The following is a 15,806-nucleotide window of genomic DNA, read 5'->3' as shown; positions in this document are numbered from 1 at the left end:
CCGATTCAGCCAGTTTTGGTTTTGAGGTGAGATCTTTGACCTTAGAGCAAATTGCCCAACAGGCTCAAACGCTGACCCAGGCTGAAACAGCAGTATTGGCCTGGATTGAAACAGAAACGGCAACTGTTTACTATGTGGCAGCCGTCGGTAAACAGGCGGCGGCGATCGCTGGTAAGCGGGGTCAAATCGCTACTTCTGGCTTGTGCGGTGTGGTCTTTCAGCAAAGCTGTCCAATACTGGTTGCTCAAACACAAGGAGACAACCGGGTCAGACAAGATCAGGTGGCAGCACTGGGAATTGAGACGGCGTTAGCGGTACCCTTGCGGCAAGCCGATCAGATTGTGGGTGTGCTGATGGTACTCAATCGGCAAGATGGCAGCCTATTTGATGCAGCGGCTCAACAGCAGCTAGAGAGATATGCGGCTGAGATTAGCCAAGCGGTGGCAACGCTCGTACAGACAGACAGCTAGCAGCGTCAGATAGTAGCTGTAGCCACCAGCGTTGAAACATTGCCAAAAACCGCAAGCGGCTGACAAAACAGCCTTCCTTCTGCCCTCTGCCCTCAAACTTCTGCTGCCTTTCGCTCTATCAGCCGCTTGACGGCAAGAGTGGCTATAAAATTGCTGAAATTTGCTCGATCAGGTTGTCAAGCTTATCTTCACAAATTTGCTCGGCGGCTTCGAGTGGCAAGCCTTGTTCGAGGGCATAGGTTTCAAACGCGTTGTAAATCATGGCGATCGCGGTTTCTTTTTCTTCTGGGCCAAGCGCCCAACGCAGTTCAAGACAGCCGCGAATCATTAAATTCACCAAGTGGCTTTCACGATGGAGGTTGTTGAGAAGCTGATCGGCAATGCTATCTGGCACAGGCAGAAACCTATTTGAACGTAGTTGGGCAATTGGGTCTGATCATAGCCTGCTGACGCTGTTGAGAAGAACGCATCAACCTCAGCCCTTAGAGCGAAGCCAGAGACGGGCTTGAGCACTTGTCCACCTCGCCGATCACGCTATTTTCTAGCTTTTAGTGATTTGAGTAATTCTCTGGGGCGAAATAGCTGAATGTCTGCGTAGCGATCGCGATGATAGATAAACATATAGTGCTCATATTCATACCAATGTCTTTCACCCTTTTCCTGGTTGCACGGTTGGCAAATAACCCAGAGATTTCTAAAGTCTAGAGATAGCCAAGGATATTGCGCCCGGGGCAGTTTGTGGTCAATGGTGCGGCCACCGACTGTTGCAAATTTTGCCCCACAGACAGGACAATGCCAATCAGAATTTTCTCTGGCCCACTGCTGGCTCACTGCCGTTGTACCGCATTTGTAGTTGCCGTCAATATAGCGCCAGCGATCAAACTGGCGATAATCCTCAAGATCTTGAGGCGTCAGTTTGTGATATCGCTTTTTGCCAATTTCGTCAGCTAAGGCAAAAAGATCTTTTAAGTCTTTGTTGTCAAGGTTCATGGCAAGTTTGTTCAGCTTTTTATCGGCGTCTTCTCAGTCCGGGCTTTTTCTTAGGAGCCGATCTGTTAGTGCTGTAGTCAACTACTTCAAGCTCAACTTCTGGAAACTGCTGATCAACCATATCTGAAATCGCATTGACTTCAGCAGAAAGCTGCTGATTAAAAGCGGCTATTTCTGCGTCAGTTTGATATTTTTGGCCTATGCGATCTGCTTGCAAAAATAAGTCTTCTAAACTGGGTTCGTCGGCTTCAGATGGAGCAATGAGTTGCTCAATTTTTTGATAAAGCTTGATGACATTGTCCCATCCAACGTTTTTGTAGCTATTTTCTTTTAACCAGGTTTGCTGCTCTTGTGGAAGCTGGCTTTTGCGAGTTGTGTTAGAGCGCTGAATTGCTCGATAGCTCAGGCCGCTAAAACTTCTTTTTTGCCGTTTTTGGGTTGCCATTGCGCTTAGCCTCTAGCCTAATGTCCATTGAAACAGCCGGATCAAGGCTTTGCGAATCTCACTGTCTTCGTACTCCAAAAGCATTTTGGTATCGCGGGCTAGTCTCAATCGCACCTGATCAACAATGTTCTTGAGATCTTTGTTATCTTTTTTCAGCACTTCGTTAGCATCAATTAGCTGGTCATTTTGTGTAGTGAGAGTTTGCACTTTGCTAGACAAACGCTGATTCTCAGATGATAGGCTCTGGATTTGAGCTTCTAGTTCTTGCTGTTCTTTCGACAAATTTTCTTTGCGATCGCGCGATGAAATATTAGCCTTTTCTAGATTTTCTATTTCTTGTGCTAATTTTTGGTGTTCTGCTTGCAGAGATTTCAGTCTTTTCTCGGCTTGACTTCGCTGTTGACCAAAGGTGCGGTTGTTTTTGCTGAGTTCTTCGTTTTTAGTGGTAAAAGACTTAACTAGCTTGGTGGCGATCGCTTGACTTTGCATCAACCTTAACAGTTCACCACATTCCTCCGCACTTAGGGGTTGGCTAATGTTCTTATTGATACCATATTGATCTTTTAACTGATTTTGTAGCTCATGCTTGGTTGCCATTCACCGTCTCCCCTAGGGGCTTTTTTTAATTATGCCTATGAGCAGGTGAGAAACTGACATTTTTATAATCGATGTTTGCCAACCGAGTCAGCCGCAACTTCCCGGACGATTCAAAGAAGTCAGGCCAACTCTGATACGGTTGATTCTGCCGATGGAAGCCAAGCCAAAGCAGGGCGATCGTCTGGGTAATCCTTAGTAGGATCTAATTAGGCGTTAGAGGCGCTTACTATTAACTTACGAGTTTAGTGCTGGCGGTATTTTGACGTTTTTAAAAAAGCTAGGGCAATCTTCGGCTACTCAACTGCTCACCCCATATTACGGCTGGCTGGGACTCAGTTTGACGGTGGCCTTGTTTTATGGTTGGCAGTCATGGCACTTTGCTATCAGCCGTGATTTTTTCATTCAAGATGATGCTCGACAGCACATTTTTTGGATGCAGCGGTTTATCAACCCGGCTCTCTTTGCCAACGATTTAATTGCTGATTATTTCCAGTCAGTCGCACCACCGGGGTTCACCGCGTTTTACCACTTGTTTGCCAAAGCTGGCGTTGATCCCTTATGGCTCAGCAAGCTACTGCCTGCTGTTTTAGGCATTCTAACGACGCTGTACTGTTTTGGCGTTAGTCTGCGGTTGTTTCCCGTACCTGCGGCAGCCTTTCTTTCTACGCTGCTGCTCAACCAGGCACTATGGATGGAGGACGATTTAGCCAGCGCTACCCCACGGGCTTTTTTGTATCCACTTTTGCTGGCCTTTTTGTACTATTTGCTGCGCGGTTGGCAATGGGCAGCCCTGGCGGCTTTGGCCTTGCTGGGATTGTTTTATCCGCAGATGGCGTTGTTGGCGATCGCTCTTTTGACCCTACGCCTGTTTCGCTGGCCGCTCCCCCCCCTGCGGTTGAAAAAAGCTAGCGCTGACTATCAGCTTTGGGGAGCAGCGCTGCTGGTTTTAGCGCTGATTTTGCTACCATATAAGCTTGGCTCGACAGAATTTGGCCCCTTAATTACCGTGGCTCAGGCTAAAGCACTGGCTACTTTTAATTATGTTGATGGGTACTATGGTCGCTCATTTTTCTTTTCAAGCAATCCGCTGATTTTTTGGCTGTTGGGGCCGCGCAGTGGTTTGTTGTTTTGGGGAATTTTGTCGCCGCTCTGTCTATCAGGTTTAGCCTTGCCGTTTTTGCTTAAACAACCGCAGAAGTTTCCTAGCGTCAAACAGGTTTCGGCGGAGATTAAACTACTCGCTCAACTGGTTTTAGCCTCCCTTATATTGTTTGGCTTGGCTCATTTGTTGCTGTTTCAACTGCATTTTCCTAATCGCTATGTCTATCACAGCTTTCGCATTGTACTGGCGATCGCCGCAGGTATTAGCTTATATATCTATTTTGCAGCTTTTCTCAAGGCACTGCCGCGCTGGTCGCTCAGGCAAAAAGGAGCGATCGCCTTGCCCCTCAGCCTGGTAGTTTTGCTACTTGTTGCCCCCTTTTTGCCGCAGCTTACCTTAGCCAATCAGCTGTTTAAACCAGCTAGAGAACCTGCCCTACATCAATTCTTGCGCCAGCAGCCTATTGCTAGCCTGGTCGTTTCTTTAGATAAAGAAGCTGAAAATATTCCTACCTTTTCGCAACGATCAACCCTAGTCGCCAGAGAATATGCTTTTCCTTATCACTGGGGATACTACACCCAATTTCGGCAGCGGGTTTTAGCCCTCACAGCCGCTCAGTATAGTAACCAGCCTGAGCAAATTAGCCAGTTCATTCAGCAATTTGCAGCCGATTTCTGGCTGTTAGATAAGCAGTCCTTCACCTCCGAATATGTGATCAAAAATCGGCTTTTACGAGAGTTTCAAGCGACAGAGATGGTATTGCAAGCTTTAGAAAATCCAGAGACGCTGGTACTACCCAAGCTGATAGAGCGCTGTACAGTTTTAGATATGAATAGTCGCGTTTTGCTCGCTGCTAGCTGTGTCGATCAAGCTGCCCATGTAGCGATTGAACAGTCAAACTAATCAGCAGGTTGGCCTTTAGCAGAACTGTTAAAAATTGCCGCCTTGCCCAATATTTGCTGAAGTTCAGCCTTTCTGCCATTGAGATGGCTTGCCATTACCCCTGATACTGTTTATACATTCATCATTACAGCAATACGCTAAAATCCGCTCATAATCTGTGCGATCGCGTCTCTTAGCCAGCCAAATTCAACCGAGAGACGTGTCTGCTAGTGGGTTTATCGTTCTCGGTTTTGCGCTCCCTACCCAGACTTTGCTCTCATGCACCTAGAAGTTTCTCAACTCTACAAGCAGTTTTCTACCCAGCAAGGGGCGTTAGTCGCCCTCAAAGATGTCAACCTTCATGTTGAAACAGGCGAATTTGTCTGCGTTGTAGGCGCTTCTGGCTCTGGCAAATCTACCTTGTTAAGGCTAGTAGCCGGACTGGATCTACCCACAGCAGGCACAATCACCGTAGACGGGCAAAAGGTGAATGGGCCAGGAGCCGATCGCGGGATGGTGTTTCAGCGCTATACCCTGTACCCCTGGATGACAGTGCAAAAAAATGTGGAGTTTGGGCTGAAACTGCAAGGCGTTGAACCCCGTAAACAGCGCGAAACGGCCTCTTATTATTTGGAAGTAGTGGGGTTAACTCAATTTGCCCAAGCCCTCCCCAAAGAACTTTCTGGGGGGATGAAGCAGCGGGTGGCGATCGCCCGCGCCCTGGCTTCTCACCCTAAAATCTTGCTATTAGACGAGCCGTTTGGGGCTTTAGATGTACAAACCAAAGAACGGATGCAGCAATTTTTGCTAGGGCTATGGAAGCGAACGGGCATCAGTATTTTGATGATTACCCACGATGTTGAAGAAGCCATTTTTCTGGCTCAACGCATTTATGTCTTGACGGCTCACCCCGGTACCGTACAGCGGGAATTACAGCTAGATTTACCGGGCGATCGCAACTATCACGTTCGGCGAGAACCTCAGTTTCAAGCCTACCGAGAAGAAATTATGGACTTGCTACGAGGCGTTGAAACAGCGGTTGTCTGAAGTTTGCCAAACTGCCCTGTCTGTAGGGTCAGCAAAGGTTAGATCCATGCTTTGGGTCAGGGCACAAACCGATAGCCAAAGGTAGAAGGCTCAAGCAGAAGGCAGAATGAAAAGCTTTTTGTAAAAGGCTTTCAGTACAGCTCAGTGGCTCAACCCCAATCGCTACAGCTATAACAGGCGGCTAAAACTGTTTTTATCGCCTACGGCGACTCGGCTGACCAAATTTCTAAGGCATCAAATGCCATTTCAGTACAGCCATTGACTTCAATCAGGTCTGTGCGGGTTTCAATCAGGTATTCAATTAAGCCAGCGATCGCTTGCCGCTGCTGGGGAGTACAAAACTGCCAGCGTCTATTCTCGCTACCGTCAACGACTAGGTGAAAAAATAGCTGTTCACCATACCAGCCCCAGTCAGCATCGGGGGCAGACAAGGCTAAACGGGCTAGGGCAGGAAAATAGTAGGCAAAGCCCTGCGGTGTGATAAAGCAAATTGGATCCCAAGCAGGGCTACCCACATCTGCGATCGCCAGCGTTTCGAGATCGCGCGATCGCAGAAGCTGATCATGCTCAAAACACTCGCAGCAATGTTGATAGTTAGTAAAGTGAGCCGGACGGGGACAGCTAGCAAAGGCTTGATAGAGAAGTGCCCAGATCTCAGCATCGGTTGCCATGAGAATGAATTTAGCTAAAACGCTACTTTTCAGTCTGCCCGAACCCGTTCAAACCTCCTCGGCTGAGTCTCCCTTCAACCGCAGGGCCAACGGGCAACCCTTGTTAGCGCCATTGTGCAAATAGCGGCTAAAAGCGATCGCGATCGTGCGGCGCTTCAAAATCAATCATCGGCCCTACAGGCACAATACCCGTGGGGTTAACGTTGGGATGGCTGCGGTAGTAATGCTCTTTAATATGGCTGAGATTGCAGGTTTCTTTTACCCCCGGGTGCTGGTACAGATCTTTGAGGTAGTTCCACAAATTGGCATAATCTACAATTCGCTGTAGGTTGCATTTGAAGTGGCTGTAGTAAACCGCATCAAAGCGCAATAGCGTGGTAAACAGACAAAAGTCAGCTTCAGTTAAGCGATCGCCACAGAGATAGCGTTGTTGGCTCAGAACAGCTTCCCAATGATTGAGCGCTTCAAAAAGTTCACTAAAGGCGCTTTCGTAAGCACTTTGCTGCGTAGCAAACCCAGCCCGATAAACCCCGTTGTTGATTGGCTCATAGATTTGGTCGATGGTTTCATCAACCTGGCGCTGTAAGTCTTCTGGATAAAAATTGGTATCGTGAGCCGCTATCTGCCCAAAGGCCGTATCCAACATGCGGATAATCTCACGGGACTCATTGTTAACAATGCGACTGGTTTGCTTGTCCCACAAAACAGGTACCGTTACCCGCCCGGTAAATTTGGGTTCTGCTTTGAGATACACGTCTCGCAGATAGTGAGTATGGTTGACATTATCAGGCAAGCACTCAGGCCGATTAGAAAAGGCCCACCCCTCTTCGCCCATGTAGGGATCTACCACCGACAGCGAAATAGCCGATTCCAAGCCCTTGAGGCTGCGCATCAGTAACGTGCGGTGAGCCCAGGGGCAGGCATAAGACACATAAAGATGATATCTACCCGCCACTGCTGGGTACCCACTCGCACCGTCTGCCGTAATCCAGTCGCGAAACGTGGTAGAGGGTCGTAAAAATCGACCGTCTTTGTCTTCCTGATCACGCTTTTTTTGCCACTGACCCTCTATCAACATGCCTAAGGCCATCTGCTTAATCTCCCAAAGTTGACGCGATCGCTAGGTTAGCGAAACTTCGGTCAGTTTAACTCCCCCAGCCGTGAGAAAAGAGAACCCAGCCAATCACAGCCATAGCCGCTAAACGCACTGCTTTCATTGCCGCCGCCCTTTGCCTGGGCAGCCTCCCGACTTCTCCCCTTTCTTTGCCTAGGTTCAACTTAGGTTCTCAAAAGATTAAACATAGGCATGATTAAGCGACTGCGGCTAGGACTGAAGTTTTCCTGCATTCTAGGACTCGTCTTTGTGGTGAGTTCTCTTCTAAGTGGACTGTTGTTGTCTCGTACGGCTAATCTCAGCGCTCAGCACCAGGTTACCGACCAGGCCATGCTGATGATGGAAACAATGAACTCCATTCGCGATTACACCAATAGCCGCATCAATCCGCTGATCACCGCCAAATACGACACCGAACAAGACTTTATCCCCGAAACGTTGCCCACCTTTTCGGCCAGAGAAATTTTTGAGCGCGTCCGCACCGAAAAGACTTATCAAAATTTCCTTTACAAAGAAGCTTCCCCTAATCCAACCAATCTACGCGATCGCGCTGATCGTTTTGAACTGGGCGTTCTAGAGCGGTTTCGCCAACAGCCAGACCTCAAGGAAACCGAAGGATTTCGAGGCGTAGGCCAAAACTCGCTCTTTTACGTCGCTCGGCCCATGCGGGTTGCCCAAGAAAGCTGCTTGGTTTGTCATAGCACCCCGGATCGCGCTCCTCAAAGTCTGGTAGATACCTACGGCGATCAAAATGGGTTTAACTGGCATATCAACGAACTGGTAGCTGCTCAAATTATGTATGTTCCGGCTACCACAGTTTTTAGCAGCTATCGCCGCCAGTTTACGTTGATGATGGGGGTGTTTGTCAGCAGCTTTTTAGGGGTCATCTTACTGATCAACTGGCTGTTGAGACGCAGCGTTATCCAGCCGATTATTCCTATGGCTCGAGCGGCTCAGCGGCTCTCGAATGAGCAAATTGATACCGAAGCCGATGAAGCCCAAGAAATTGCCCAACTTAGCAAAATTACCCAACGGCACGACGAAATAGGTCAGCTAGCTCGCCTTTTTCAAGATATGGTGCAGTCTATTTGCAGTCGCGAGCGCACCTGGCGACAAACGTTGCAAAAGCTACACTATGAAACCGACGAAGGCAAACAGCTAGAAATGCTGCAACAAATAACGGGCGAACTCAACTGCAAGCGCCTGATTGAAAGGTCACGTCAAGTCCGTAGTGATTCGTCGCCCCTGAGGGATTGAGCGGCTACTCACCCAAATCCAGCCGAGTAGTGGGTGTTTCAATTTGAGTTGGGCCTAGATAGCGCGTTAAGTAAGGCGAAAACACTTCGTAAATCAGTGTCAGGGGTTTGCCATCGTGCCAAAACAGGTAATGGCGTCCCCAAAATGGCCCCCGCTGCCCAAAGGCAATCTCTAAAGGGCGTGAATGGCCATAATGAATTCCTTGAATATCGCGGTAAAGCTCAGTTCGCAAGCGGGCTAGACTGGCCCAAATTGGCAGAGAGCGGTTTTGCAAATACTCATCTACGTGGCTGGCTTCCCACCATGAGGTTGCATAGGCCAAACGCTGGCCAGAAGCCGTTCTCAGCCAGACCTGACGCCGTAAGCGCGGCCCTGGCACCATCCGAATCAAAGCAGGGGCATCGTCTAAATGCATGCCCACTGGCGACATATCAATGACGTCTACTTCTGTGCGTTCACGCGTTAGCAACTGTAAATGGCGCGTGGGGGAACCATCGCCAAGCAGCAAAATTTGCCACGCGGGCGCTAGCTGCTGGTGGGGCAAACCTTTTTGCACCAGGGTTTCGCCGCCCTGCCAAATCGGCTCTAGGGCGTACCAGGTGGAAGGGGCGGCTGCGTCTTCTAATTGCTGATAAGCTGAAGTCAAAACAAATTGTTACAAAACTTCAATTACATCCATCATAATACGTCTCCTAGCCGCTGACGGTTGCCAGTCAACTCAGATATTGCAGACAAGCAACCATCTCTATAGCTAAAGGTAGAAAGCTAAAGGCAAAGGGTAGAATGAAAGCTTTTTGGTTAGCGGCTTTTAGCTGTTTGAGGGTTTTAACCCTAGTGTCTCCACCTCTACAGGACGGGTATAGGTGCGCTATGCCAAAACAAGAAGGACGAGGCGCACCCCGTCCTTCTATCAACCCCGACATAGCTACTCAAACAATGCGGATGGCGAGACTCGAACTCGCAAGGCGTACGCCACACGCCCCTCAAGCGTGCGTGTCTACCAATTCCACCACATCCGCCTGGAACGTAACCACAAGGATTGATTATAGATCGGCTTGCGAACATTTGAAACAGCGATCGCCAAAATATCGCCGTCTCGTCTGCGTGATAAAATCAGCTTCCGTCATATGATTCAAAATGTTGTCAGCAGGCGCGATCGCCTTAGTTTTGACTTTAGACTGAGTCAAGCTAGCATTACGCGCCTGCTAGCGATTCAGCCGCGATCGCAGGGTGCTTAGACAGTAAGCGGCCTGCTAATACCTTCAATTCAAACTGAGCTAGCAGATGCGCTTTTCCAAAATTTTGATTGCCAACCGAGGAGAGATTGCTCTACGTATTCTTCGCACCTGTGAAGAAATGGGAATTGCCACGGTAGCGGTACATTCAACCGTCGATCGCCAAGCCCTGCATGTACAGCTAGCAGACGAGGCCGTCTGTATTGGAGAAGCGCCAAGCGGTAAAAGCTATCTCAACATTCCCAATATCATTGCTGCAGCTTTGACCCGCAACGCCACAGCCATTCATCCCGGCTATGGCTTTTTGGCAGAAAATGCCCGCTTTGCCGAAATCTGTGCCGACCACCAAATCGCCTTTATCGGCCCGACACCAGCCTCCATGCTAGCCATGGGAGACAAATCAACGGCCAAAGAAACCATGCAGCGGGTGGGTGTGCCCACAGTACCGGGTAGTGATGGCTTGCTCACAGACGAGGCAGAAGCCGCCGCGATCGCCAAAGAAATTGGCTATCCCGTCATGATCAAAGCCACAGCAGGCGGCGGCGGGCGCGGCATGCGCTTAGTTCGAGATCCAGAAGACCTCAACAAAGCTTTTTTAGCCGCGCAAGGAGAAGCAGAAGCAGCCTTTGGCAATCCCGGTGTTTATCTCGAAAAGTTTATTGAACAGCCGCGCCATATTGAATTTCAAATTTTGGCAGATAGCTACGGCAACGTCATCCATTTAGGAGAGCGCGACTGCTCAATTCAGCGACGCCACCAGAAACTTTTAGAAGAAGCTCCTAGCCCCGCCTTATCCCCCAAATTGCGACAGGCTATGGGAGAAGCTGCTGTTCGAGCTGCCCAGTCGATTAATTATGTGGGTGCGGGTACGGTTGAGTTTCTTCTCGATCGCTCAGGCGAATTTTACTTTATGGAAATGAATACGCGCATCCAGGTCGAACACCCCGTAACCGAGATGGTAACGGGGCTTGACCTGATTGCCGAGCAAATTCGCATTGCTCAAGGTGAAAAGCTGTCGCTGAGTCAGGCAGAGGTTGAGCTAAGAGGGCACGCGATCGAATGTCGCATCAACGCCGAAGACCCTGAGCACAATTTTCGGCCTAATCCAGGACGCATCAGCGGCTATTTAGCCCCTGGCGGTTTGGGCGTGCGCATGGACTCTCACGTCTATACCGACTATGAAATTCCGCCCTACTACGACTCTCTCATTGGCAAGCTCATTGCTTGGGGACCAGATCGATCAACCGCGATCCGCCGGATGAAGCGGGCATTGAGAGAGTGTGCCATTACTGGACTTCCCACGACCATCAGCTTTCACCAAAAAGTCTTAGAACGGCCTGAGTTCCTCAAGGGCGAAATCTATACCAATTTTGTTAATCAGGTAATGATGCCCCAGTGAAGCGGCTAAAACATTTTAAGCAAGCCTTGCTGACCCACTAATAGCTCTCGCAGCAGGCTGGTTACAGCTACCCAAATCACCGGAGAAATGTCAACCCCGCCTATCGGTGGCACCACTTTGCGAACCGGAATCAAAAAAGGTTCTGTCGGCCACGCCACCAGGTTAAAAGGTAAGCGGTTGAGATCGACCTGAGGATACCAGGTCAAAACGATGCGAAAGATAAACAGCAGGGTCATTAACCCAAGCATTGGCCCAATAATCCAGCCAGCAATGTCAGAGAGGCTCATAGTCGCGTTGAGGTAAATTGCGGCAAAAATGCCGTTGTCGATTTAAAGCTTTGTAAACTTTTCTAGTCTTATCTTAGCGGACTGTTTGGCTAGCTTTTCACTGGCTTGGCTGTTGGGGCGGGTAAGCCACTGACAGACGAAACGCATAGCCAGCCAGATAGCCCAAGACCTTAGCGCTGACAAGGTTTGAGACAGACAAAAACCAGCTCAAAAGCCGATTTAACCCTCTTTTTGCCTCTTTAGCTTAAGGCTAAAAATGCCACCTTTGGCTTGCTTTTGAGGACGGGTGGGGTGTTTTTGTTAATCAGTCAACTTCCCAAGGCCAAGGCAGCCAGATAAGATAAGTTACAGAAATAATATTCTTCAATTTTTCTCCGAACAGGTAGAAACTATGACACCATCTCTAGCTAATTTTCTCTGGAGCCTTGTTGCCGGGGCTGCTATCGTGGTTATTCCCGTAACGGTAGCGCTTGTTTTTATCAGCCAGCGGGATAAAATTCAGCGCTCTTAGTTACCTAGCTGACTGAGTTGCGTCAATCAAAGGGGCACATTTCGGTGCGCCCCTTTAAACTATAGGAAGGCTTAAAAAAATTGAGGCCTTAGCGAAAGACCCGCTAAAATTTAGGCTCAACCCTGGAGAAATCAATGGTTAATGTCGGTCTATCATTTGCCAGCCTTATTGGCATTGCCCTGGCGGTGTCAGGAGCGGCCTTATACTTTTTGCGATCTTTTCGCCCCAATCTAGCGCGTGACCACGATGTCTTTTTTGCCGCCGTGGCGTTAGGGGCAGGCGGTATTCTCTTTTTTAACGGCTGGCGATTAGATCCTATCTTGCAATTTGGGCAGCTCATGTTGGGCGGTTCGGCGATTTTCTTTGCTGTCGAAAGTATTCGTCTACGGGGAGTGGCGACAGAACAAGCTAAACAACGAACGCCTGTGGTGGATGATGATCGACCCGTTAGCCGGGTTTACCGGGCTGAGCTAGATGATTTAGAGCAGCTTGGCGATCGCGAACCGCGTACCCGTCGTATTCCCGCTTCTCGCGATCGCTACCGGGATGAGTACAGCGACGACTATCGGCGTCCAGAGCGCAGTGAATCCATTGGTCGTCTCAATCCTAGCAGTGAGCGCATTCGCCGCCGTCGCCCTCGCCCTGAGACAGGTGCCCGCGATGAAGCTTTTTCCGCGTGGGGCGATGAAGCCGCTTCACGGCGTCCTCGACGAAATGTACCGCCTGCGAGCCGTGAGGGGGGGCGTCCTTTACCAGGCGATCGCGTTCCACCCCGTCGCAGTGGGCCAGCGAGTCGTCCGCCCCAAGATGAGCGAGACGCCGACTACGTCGATTATCGCCCTGCTAACTATCCCGAAAATCAGCCAGAAGGCTCCTCCGACTATCCGTATCCAGGCGTTTAGCCTTTTCGATTACGCTTATCATTTTCAGTAGTCAGCCGCAGTTAGCATAAGCTCTGCGGCTGGTTTTGTTTGTGCTGTTTTTATTCTGCTCTCTACCCTCAGCTTTCTGCCTTTAGCTATCCATATCCCTCAAGAGAGGGTTTTAGGACGAGACAAAGCTGCTCATAATCGATCCGAAATTCAATTGACAACATCAAGCTGCTCATCTTAAACAACGCTGAGTCAGCAGAGCCGTTATCGTATGGCCGCGGGTGAACAGTTGATCAAGCTCGTTGGCCTACGGCTTCACCTTGTGCAGATTAGAAAATTTCGGACGCGTTATGGTTGCTACCGTCTCTCAAATTCAACTGGTTACTGATGAAACCCAAAAATTATTGAACTGGGCTAGCCAGGTACACAGTTCTGAGCGTTCTGTTTTTGAAAAAGCTCAGCTTTTAGCCACTCGTTTGGGCGCTCACTATCGTCCGGATGACGGCTTTACCGAAATTGGCTTTTGGGCACCTGAGCTAGGGGCTGACATGGTACAGCCCAAAAACATTTATTTAGAGTTATTAACCCCTAAGCAGTCAATTGAGCCTACCCGATCAGTACAAACCATTCGGTTTCATCGCAGTGCGGTGCAGCTAGAAAAACAAGGTGAATACTTTTGGGGCGTTTTGGCTGGTGTCAAAGCCGGAACACCCCAAAGCTTCGGCTCGTTTTACTGGCTGCGCTATTTGGACATGACGACGAATGAGGTTAAGGTAATCGGCGATTGCCTTGCTTATTCTTTGCCGTATGGCGTCTATGCGCCCGCTGAAGTTTACGACATGGTTAGCATGCAGCGCGATCGCGCTGATCTAGCCTACTTTGCCCAAGGCGAAACTTCACCCGATGGTGTCATTCAGGTACAGCCCCCCAGCCACATTTTGCAACTGCACGTAAATACCGCTTCACCCGATGGCACAATTGCTGGCCTGACTGAGTTGTATCAGCGGCTAGCCAAAAAAATGCGCCAGCAAGAACCGCTTACCCCCGCTGAGCAAAACTTTGTGGGCTATGATGCCATTCAACCGTTACCGATTGAACCCACCGTTGAATACCTGGGCAAGCATGAGCTAGGGCATGGCTTTTTCATCTTCAACACTGCCGATGAAGCTGAAATGGATCCGGAGACAGAAGGGATTGAACCCGAAGTCGGTGATATCAAAATCACGCTGAAAAAGCCAGATACGCAAAACTGGGGTTACGACATTGTGATCTATGGCTGTTCAGCGACAAATCCTGCCGTGCTGCGATCGCTTAGACCGCACGAACTAGTGGAATTTATTGAGACGCTGCACAATTTTCCGACAGGGCCAATTCAAATTATTTACGACATTGTTTACGGCCATGCCGACAACCAGGCGCTCAACTTGCTCAATGGGCGTTTTCTAAAAGGCCCCAACATGTACGGCCAGGATGTAAACCACCAAAACCCCACCGTACGGGCAATTTTGCTAGAAATGCAGCGGCGCAAAAACGATACCGGGGTAGACGGCATCCGGGTAGATGGCGCTCAAGACTTTAAGTTTTTTAATCCGCTATCGGGTCGTGTAGAGTATGACGACCAATACCTGAGCGATATGGCCGAAGTGGTGCAAACGGTGGGGGCACAGCAGCGACGATTGTTTGCCATCTTTGAAGATGGCCGCCCCTGGCCAGCCGCAGGCTGGGAAGAGATTTCAACCTATCGCAGCATTGTTGAATTCAAACCCGACGCTTTTCAATGGGGGCCGTTGATTTTTGCCCACAACACGCCCAGCTTAAAAGGCTTTTGGGATCAAAAGTGGCGACGGGTTAAGGAAGTGATGCAGTTTGGGGCAAATTGGATTACGGGCTGTGGTAATCACGACACCCTGCGGCGCGGCACTCAGGTAGATCCCACCCTTGAGATTAACTGGAATCTGGGTCGCATCTTGCCAGAGGTGTTGCACCACGCCTACGACAACCCAGCCATTACCCTACTCACCTATGGGTTCAGTCCGGGCTTACCGATGGACTTTATCAATTGCACAATGCAAGCGCCCTGGGGCTTTTTGCGCAACACAGACGATCGCTACGGGGTAAAAGTGGTTGCTGAAGAAGCAGGCGGCTTTCTCGACTGGCAGATCATTCCAGAAACCTATGACTATCCAGAACTGTTTCCCCGAGTGAAAGGTATGGGCTTCACCCAATTAGCCGAGTTGCGCCAGTTTGTTCGCGGGCTTGATGATGCGATCGCCGAAACAAATTATGACCTAGATGAAGTTGCCCAGCTTTGTCAGCGATTTTTAGGAGCAGAGGCCGAAAGCGAAGCCGTTCAGCAAGAGGCGCAAAAGCGCAAGTCAGCGGCTGAACTGCAAAAGCTCAACATTCCAGGCAAATCTAAAATTTTGACAGAGCTAGATGTGACCAAGCTCAAGCAGTTTGCCAAAGCCTTTATGGAAGATGCCCATGAAATCTGCAATGTTTGGCTACAACAAGCTGTGATTGACCCGGAACAAAGCGCCTTTAACCTATCGCTGCGTCAGTTTCGGCAGGCTCATCCCTGGCTGAGCGATAACCTGACTGAGGGCGATCGCTTTGAGCGCATAAGTAACGCCGATCACACCCTTTTTTATGGGCTACGTCAGGCACCAGACGGCACCCAGTCCGTCGCCATGGTCGCCCACATGGGGGGTGAACCCTTAACCGTATCGCTAGCCGACTGGCTTGCACTCGACTTGGCAAACTGGCATATTGCCATCGCTTCTCCTGGCGTCGTTGTAGAGCGTTTGACCGCGTTTGAGCTAAAAGACAGTCAGGCGCTGTTGTTAACCCAAGCAACTGAACCCTAAAGCGATAGCTTAGCCCCAAGTGCTAAGCCCCTTCAATGGCTGCAAGCCTCTGACAGCAAA

The 15,806-nt window shown here is 49.7% G+C and carries 17 protein-coding genes and 1 tRNA gene; 9 read left to right on the top strand and 9 right to left on the bottom strand.

Features of this window, described 5'->3' with window-relative positions:
* Positions 1 to 35 precede the first annotated feature (35 nt).
* Positions 36 to 470 carry a GAF domain-containing protein gene (locus ACTS3T_RS02820; RefSeq protein ID WP_377967385.1) on the top strand — a complete coding sequence of 145 codons (435 nt, stop codon included), beginning with the start codon at positions 36 to 38 and terminating at the stop codon, positions 468 to 470.
* A 142-nt stretch (positions 471 to 612) separates the two neighbouring features.
* On the opposite strand, the gene ACTS3T_RS02815 is transcribed toward ACTS3T_RS02820, so the two are convergent.
* The 4 genes from ACTS3T_RS02815 to ACTS3T_RS02800 all read right to left on the bottom strand — a co-directional run bounded on the left by ACTS3T_RS02815 (position 613) and on the right by ACTS3T_RS02800 (position 2,502).
* A complete protein-coding gene (locus ACTS3T_RS02815; protein WP_377967387.1) occupies positions 613 to 864 on the bottom strand; it encodes a hypothetical protein in 252 nt (83 codons plus the stop codon).
* 140 nt (positions 865 to 1,004) lie between these two features.
* On the bottom strand, positions 1,005 to 1,460 hold the full coding sequence (locus ACTS3T_RS02810) for an HNH endonuclease (RefSeq protein WP_377967389.1): 456 nt from the start codon (positions 1,458 to 1,460) through the stop codon (positions 1,005 to 1,007).
* Between the two features lie 19 nt (positions 1,461 to 1,479).
* Positions 1,480 to 1,905 carry a hypothetical protein gene (locus ACTS3T_RS02805; RefSeq protein ID WP_377967391.1) on the bottom strand — a complete coding sequence of 142 codons (426 nt, stop codon included), beginning with the start codon at positions 1,903 to 1,905 and terminating at the stop codon, positions 1,480 to 1,482.
* Between the two features lie 12 nt (positions 1,906 to 1,917).
* Positions 1,918 to 2,502, bottom strand: coding sequence for a hypothetical protein (locus ACTS3T_RS02800; RefSeq protein ID WP_377967393.1), 585 nt, complete (start codon positions 2,500 to 2,502; stop codon positions 1,918 to 1,920).
* A gap of 259 nt (positions 2,503 to 2,761) precedes the next feature.
* Between ACTS3T_RS02800 and ACTS3T_RS02795 the strand changes: the two genes are divergently transcribed.
* Complete coding sequence (locus ACTS3T_RS02795; protein WP_377967395.1) at positions 2,762 to 4,507, top strand: hypothetical protein; 1,746 nt, start codon at positions 2,762 to 2,764, stop codon at positions 4,505 to 4,507.
* Between the two features lie 258 nt (positions 4,508 to 4,765).
* The gene (locus tag ACTS3T_RS02790; RefSeq protein ID WP_377967397.1) at positions 4,766 to 5,533 is read left to right on the top strand and encodes an ABC transporter ATP-binding protein; all 768 of its coding nucleotides are present in this window, start codon (positions 4,766 to 4,768) and stop codon (positions 5,531 to 5,533) included.
* A gap of 200 nt (positions 5,534 to 5,733) precedes the next feature.
* On the opposite strand, the gene ACTS3T_RS02785 is transcribed toward ACTS3T_RS02790, so the two are convergent.
* Together ACTS3T_RS02785 and ACTS3T_RS02780 are read right to left on the bottom strand one after the other, a co-directional pair.
* Positions 5,734 to 6,204: a DUF6714 family protein gene (locus ACTS3T_RS02785; protein WP_377967399.1), complete on the bottom strand. Its 471-nt coding sequence runs from the start codon at positions 6,202 to 6,204 to the stop codon at positions 5,734 to 5,736.
* Between the two features lie 127 nt (positions 6,205 to 6,331).
* On the bottom strand, positions 6,332 to 7,294 hold the full coding sequence (locus ACTS3T_RS02780) for a glutathione S-transferase family protein (protein WP_377967401.1): 963 nt from the start codon (positions 7,292 to 7,294) through the stop codon (positions 6,332 to 6,334).
* 216 nt (positions 7,295 to 7,510) lie between these two features.
* On the opposite strand from ACTS3T_RS02780, the gene ACTS3T_RS02775 reads away from it, so the two are divergent.
* The gene (locus ACTS3T_RS02775; protein WP_377967403.1) at positions 7,511 to 8,575 is read left to right on the top strand and encodes a c-type heme family protein; all 1,065 of its coding nucleotides are present in this window, start codon (positions 7,511 to 7,513) and stop codon (positions 8,573 to 8,575) included.
* A gap of 4 nt (positions 8,576 to 8,579) precedes the next feature.
* Here ACTS3T_RS02775 and ACTS3T_RS02770 read toward each other — a convergent pair whose 3' ends face one another.
* On the bottom strand, positions 8,580 to 9,221 hold the full coding sequence (locus tag ACTS3T_RS02770) for a chorismate lyase (protein WP_377967405.1): 642 nt from the start codon (positions 9,219 to 9,221) through the stop codon (positions 8,580 to 8,582).
* 291 nt (positions 9,222 to 9,512) lie between these two features.
* Positions 9,513 to 9,594 (bottom strand) — tRNA-Leu (locus ACTS3T_RS02765).
* Between the two features lie 36 nt (positions 9,595 to 9,630).
* Here ACTS3T_RS02765 and ACTS3T_RS02760 point away from each other — a divergent pair.
* Positions 9,631 to 9,813, top strand: coding sequence for a hypothetical protein (locus tag ACTS3T_RS02760; RefSeq protein ID WP_377967407.1), 183 nt, complete (start codon positions 9,631 to 9,633; stop codon positions 9,811 to 9,813).
* Between the two features lie 46 nt (positions 9,814 to 9,859).
* A complete protein-coding gene (gene accC, locus ACTS3T_RS02755; protein ID WP_377967409.1) occupies positions 9,860 to 11,209 on the top strand; it encodes an acetyl-CoA carboxylase biotin carboxylase subunit in 1,350 nt (449 codons plus the stop codon).
* A gap of 5 nt (positions 11,210 to 11,214) precedes the next feature.
* Here accC and ACTS3T_RS02750 read toward each other — a convergent pair whose 3' ends face one another.
* A complete protein-coding gene (locus tag ACTS3T_RS02750) occupies positions 11,215 to 11,496 on the bottom strand; it encodes a YggT family protein (RefSeq protein WP_377967411.1) in 282 nt (93 codons plus the stop codon).
* A gap of 391 nt (positions 11,497 to 11,887) precedes the next feature.
* Between ACTS3T_RS02750 and psbX the strand changes: the two genes are divergently transcribed.
* From psbX to gghA, 3 genes are all read left to right on the top strand, one after another.
* The gene (gene psbX / locus ACTS3T_RS02745) at positions 11,888 to 12,007 is read left to right on the top strand and encodes a photosystem II reaction center protein PsbX (protein ID WP_377967413.1); all 120 of its coding nucleotides are present in this window, start codon (positions 11,888 to 11,890) and stop codon (positions 12,005 to 12,007) included.
* A 134-nt stretch (positions 12,008 to 12,141) separates the two neighbouring features.
* Positions 12,142 to 12,909, top strand: a complete 768-nt coding sequence (locus ACTS3T_RS02740; RefSeq protein ID WP_377967415.1) for a Ycf66 family protein — start codon at positions 12,142 to 12,144, stop codon at positions 12,907 to 12,909.
* Positions 12,910 to 13,229: 320 nt separating this feature from the next.
* Entirely contained in the window at positions 13,230 to 15,746 is a 2,517-nt protein-coding gene (gghA, locus tag ACTS3T_RS02735; protein WP_377967417.1) for a glucosylglycerol hydrolase, read from the top strand.
* The last annotated feature ends 60 nt before the right edge of the window (positions 15,747 to 15,806 follow it).

The organism is Almyronema sp., assembly GCF_052168255.1.
GTDB classification, from domain to species: domain Bacteria; phylum Cyanobacteriota; class Cyanobacteriia; order Phormidesmidales; family Phormidesmidaceae; genus Sphaerothrix; species Sphaerothrix epifaneia.
The sequence above is the reverse complement of the archived record's forward strand: the minus strand, read 5'-3'. Positions and strand labels throughout refer to the sequence as shown.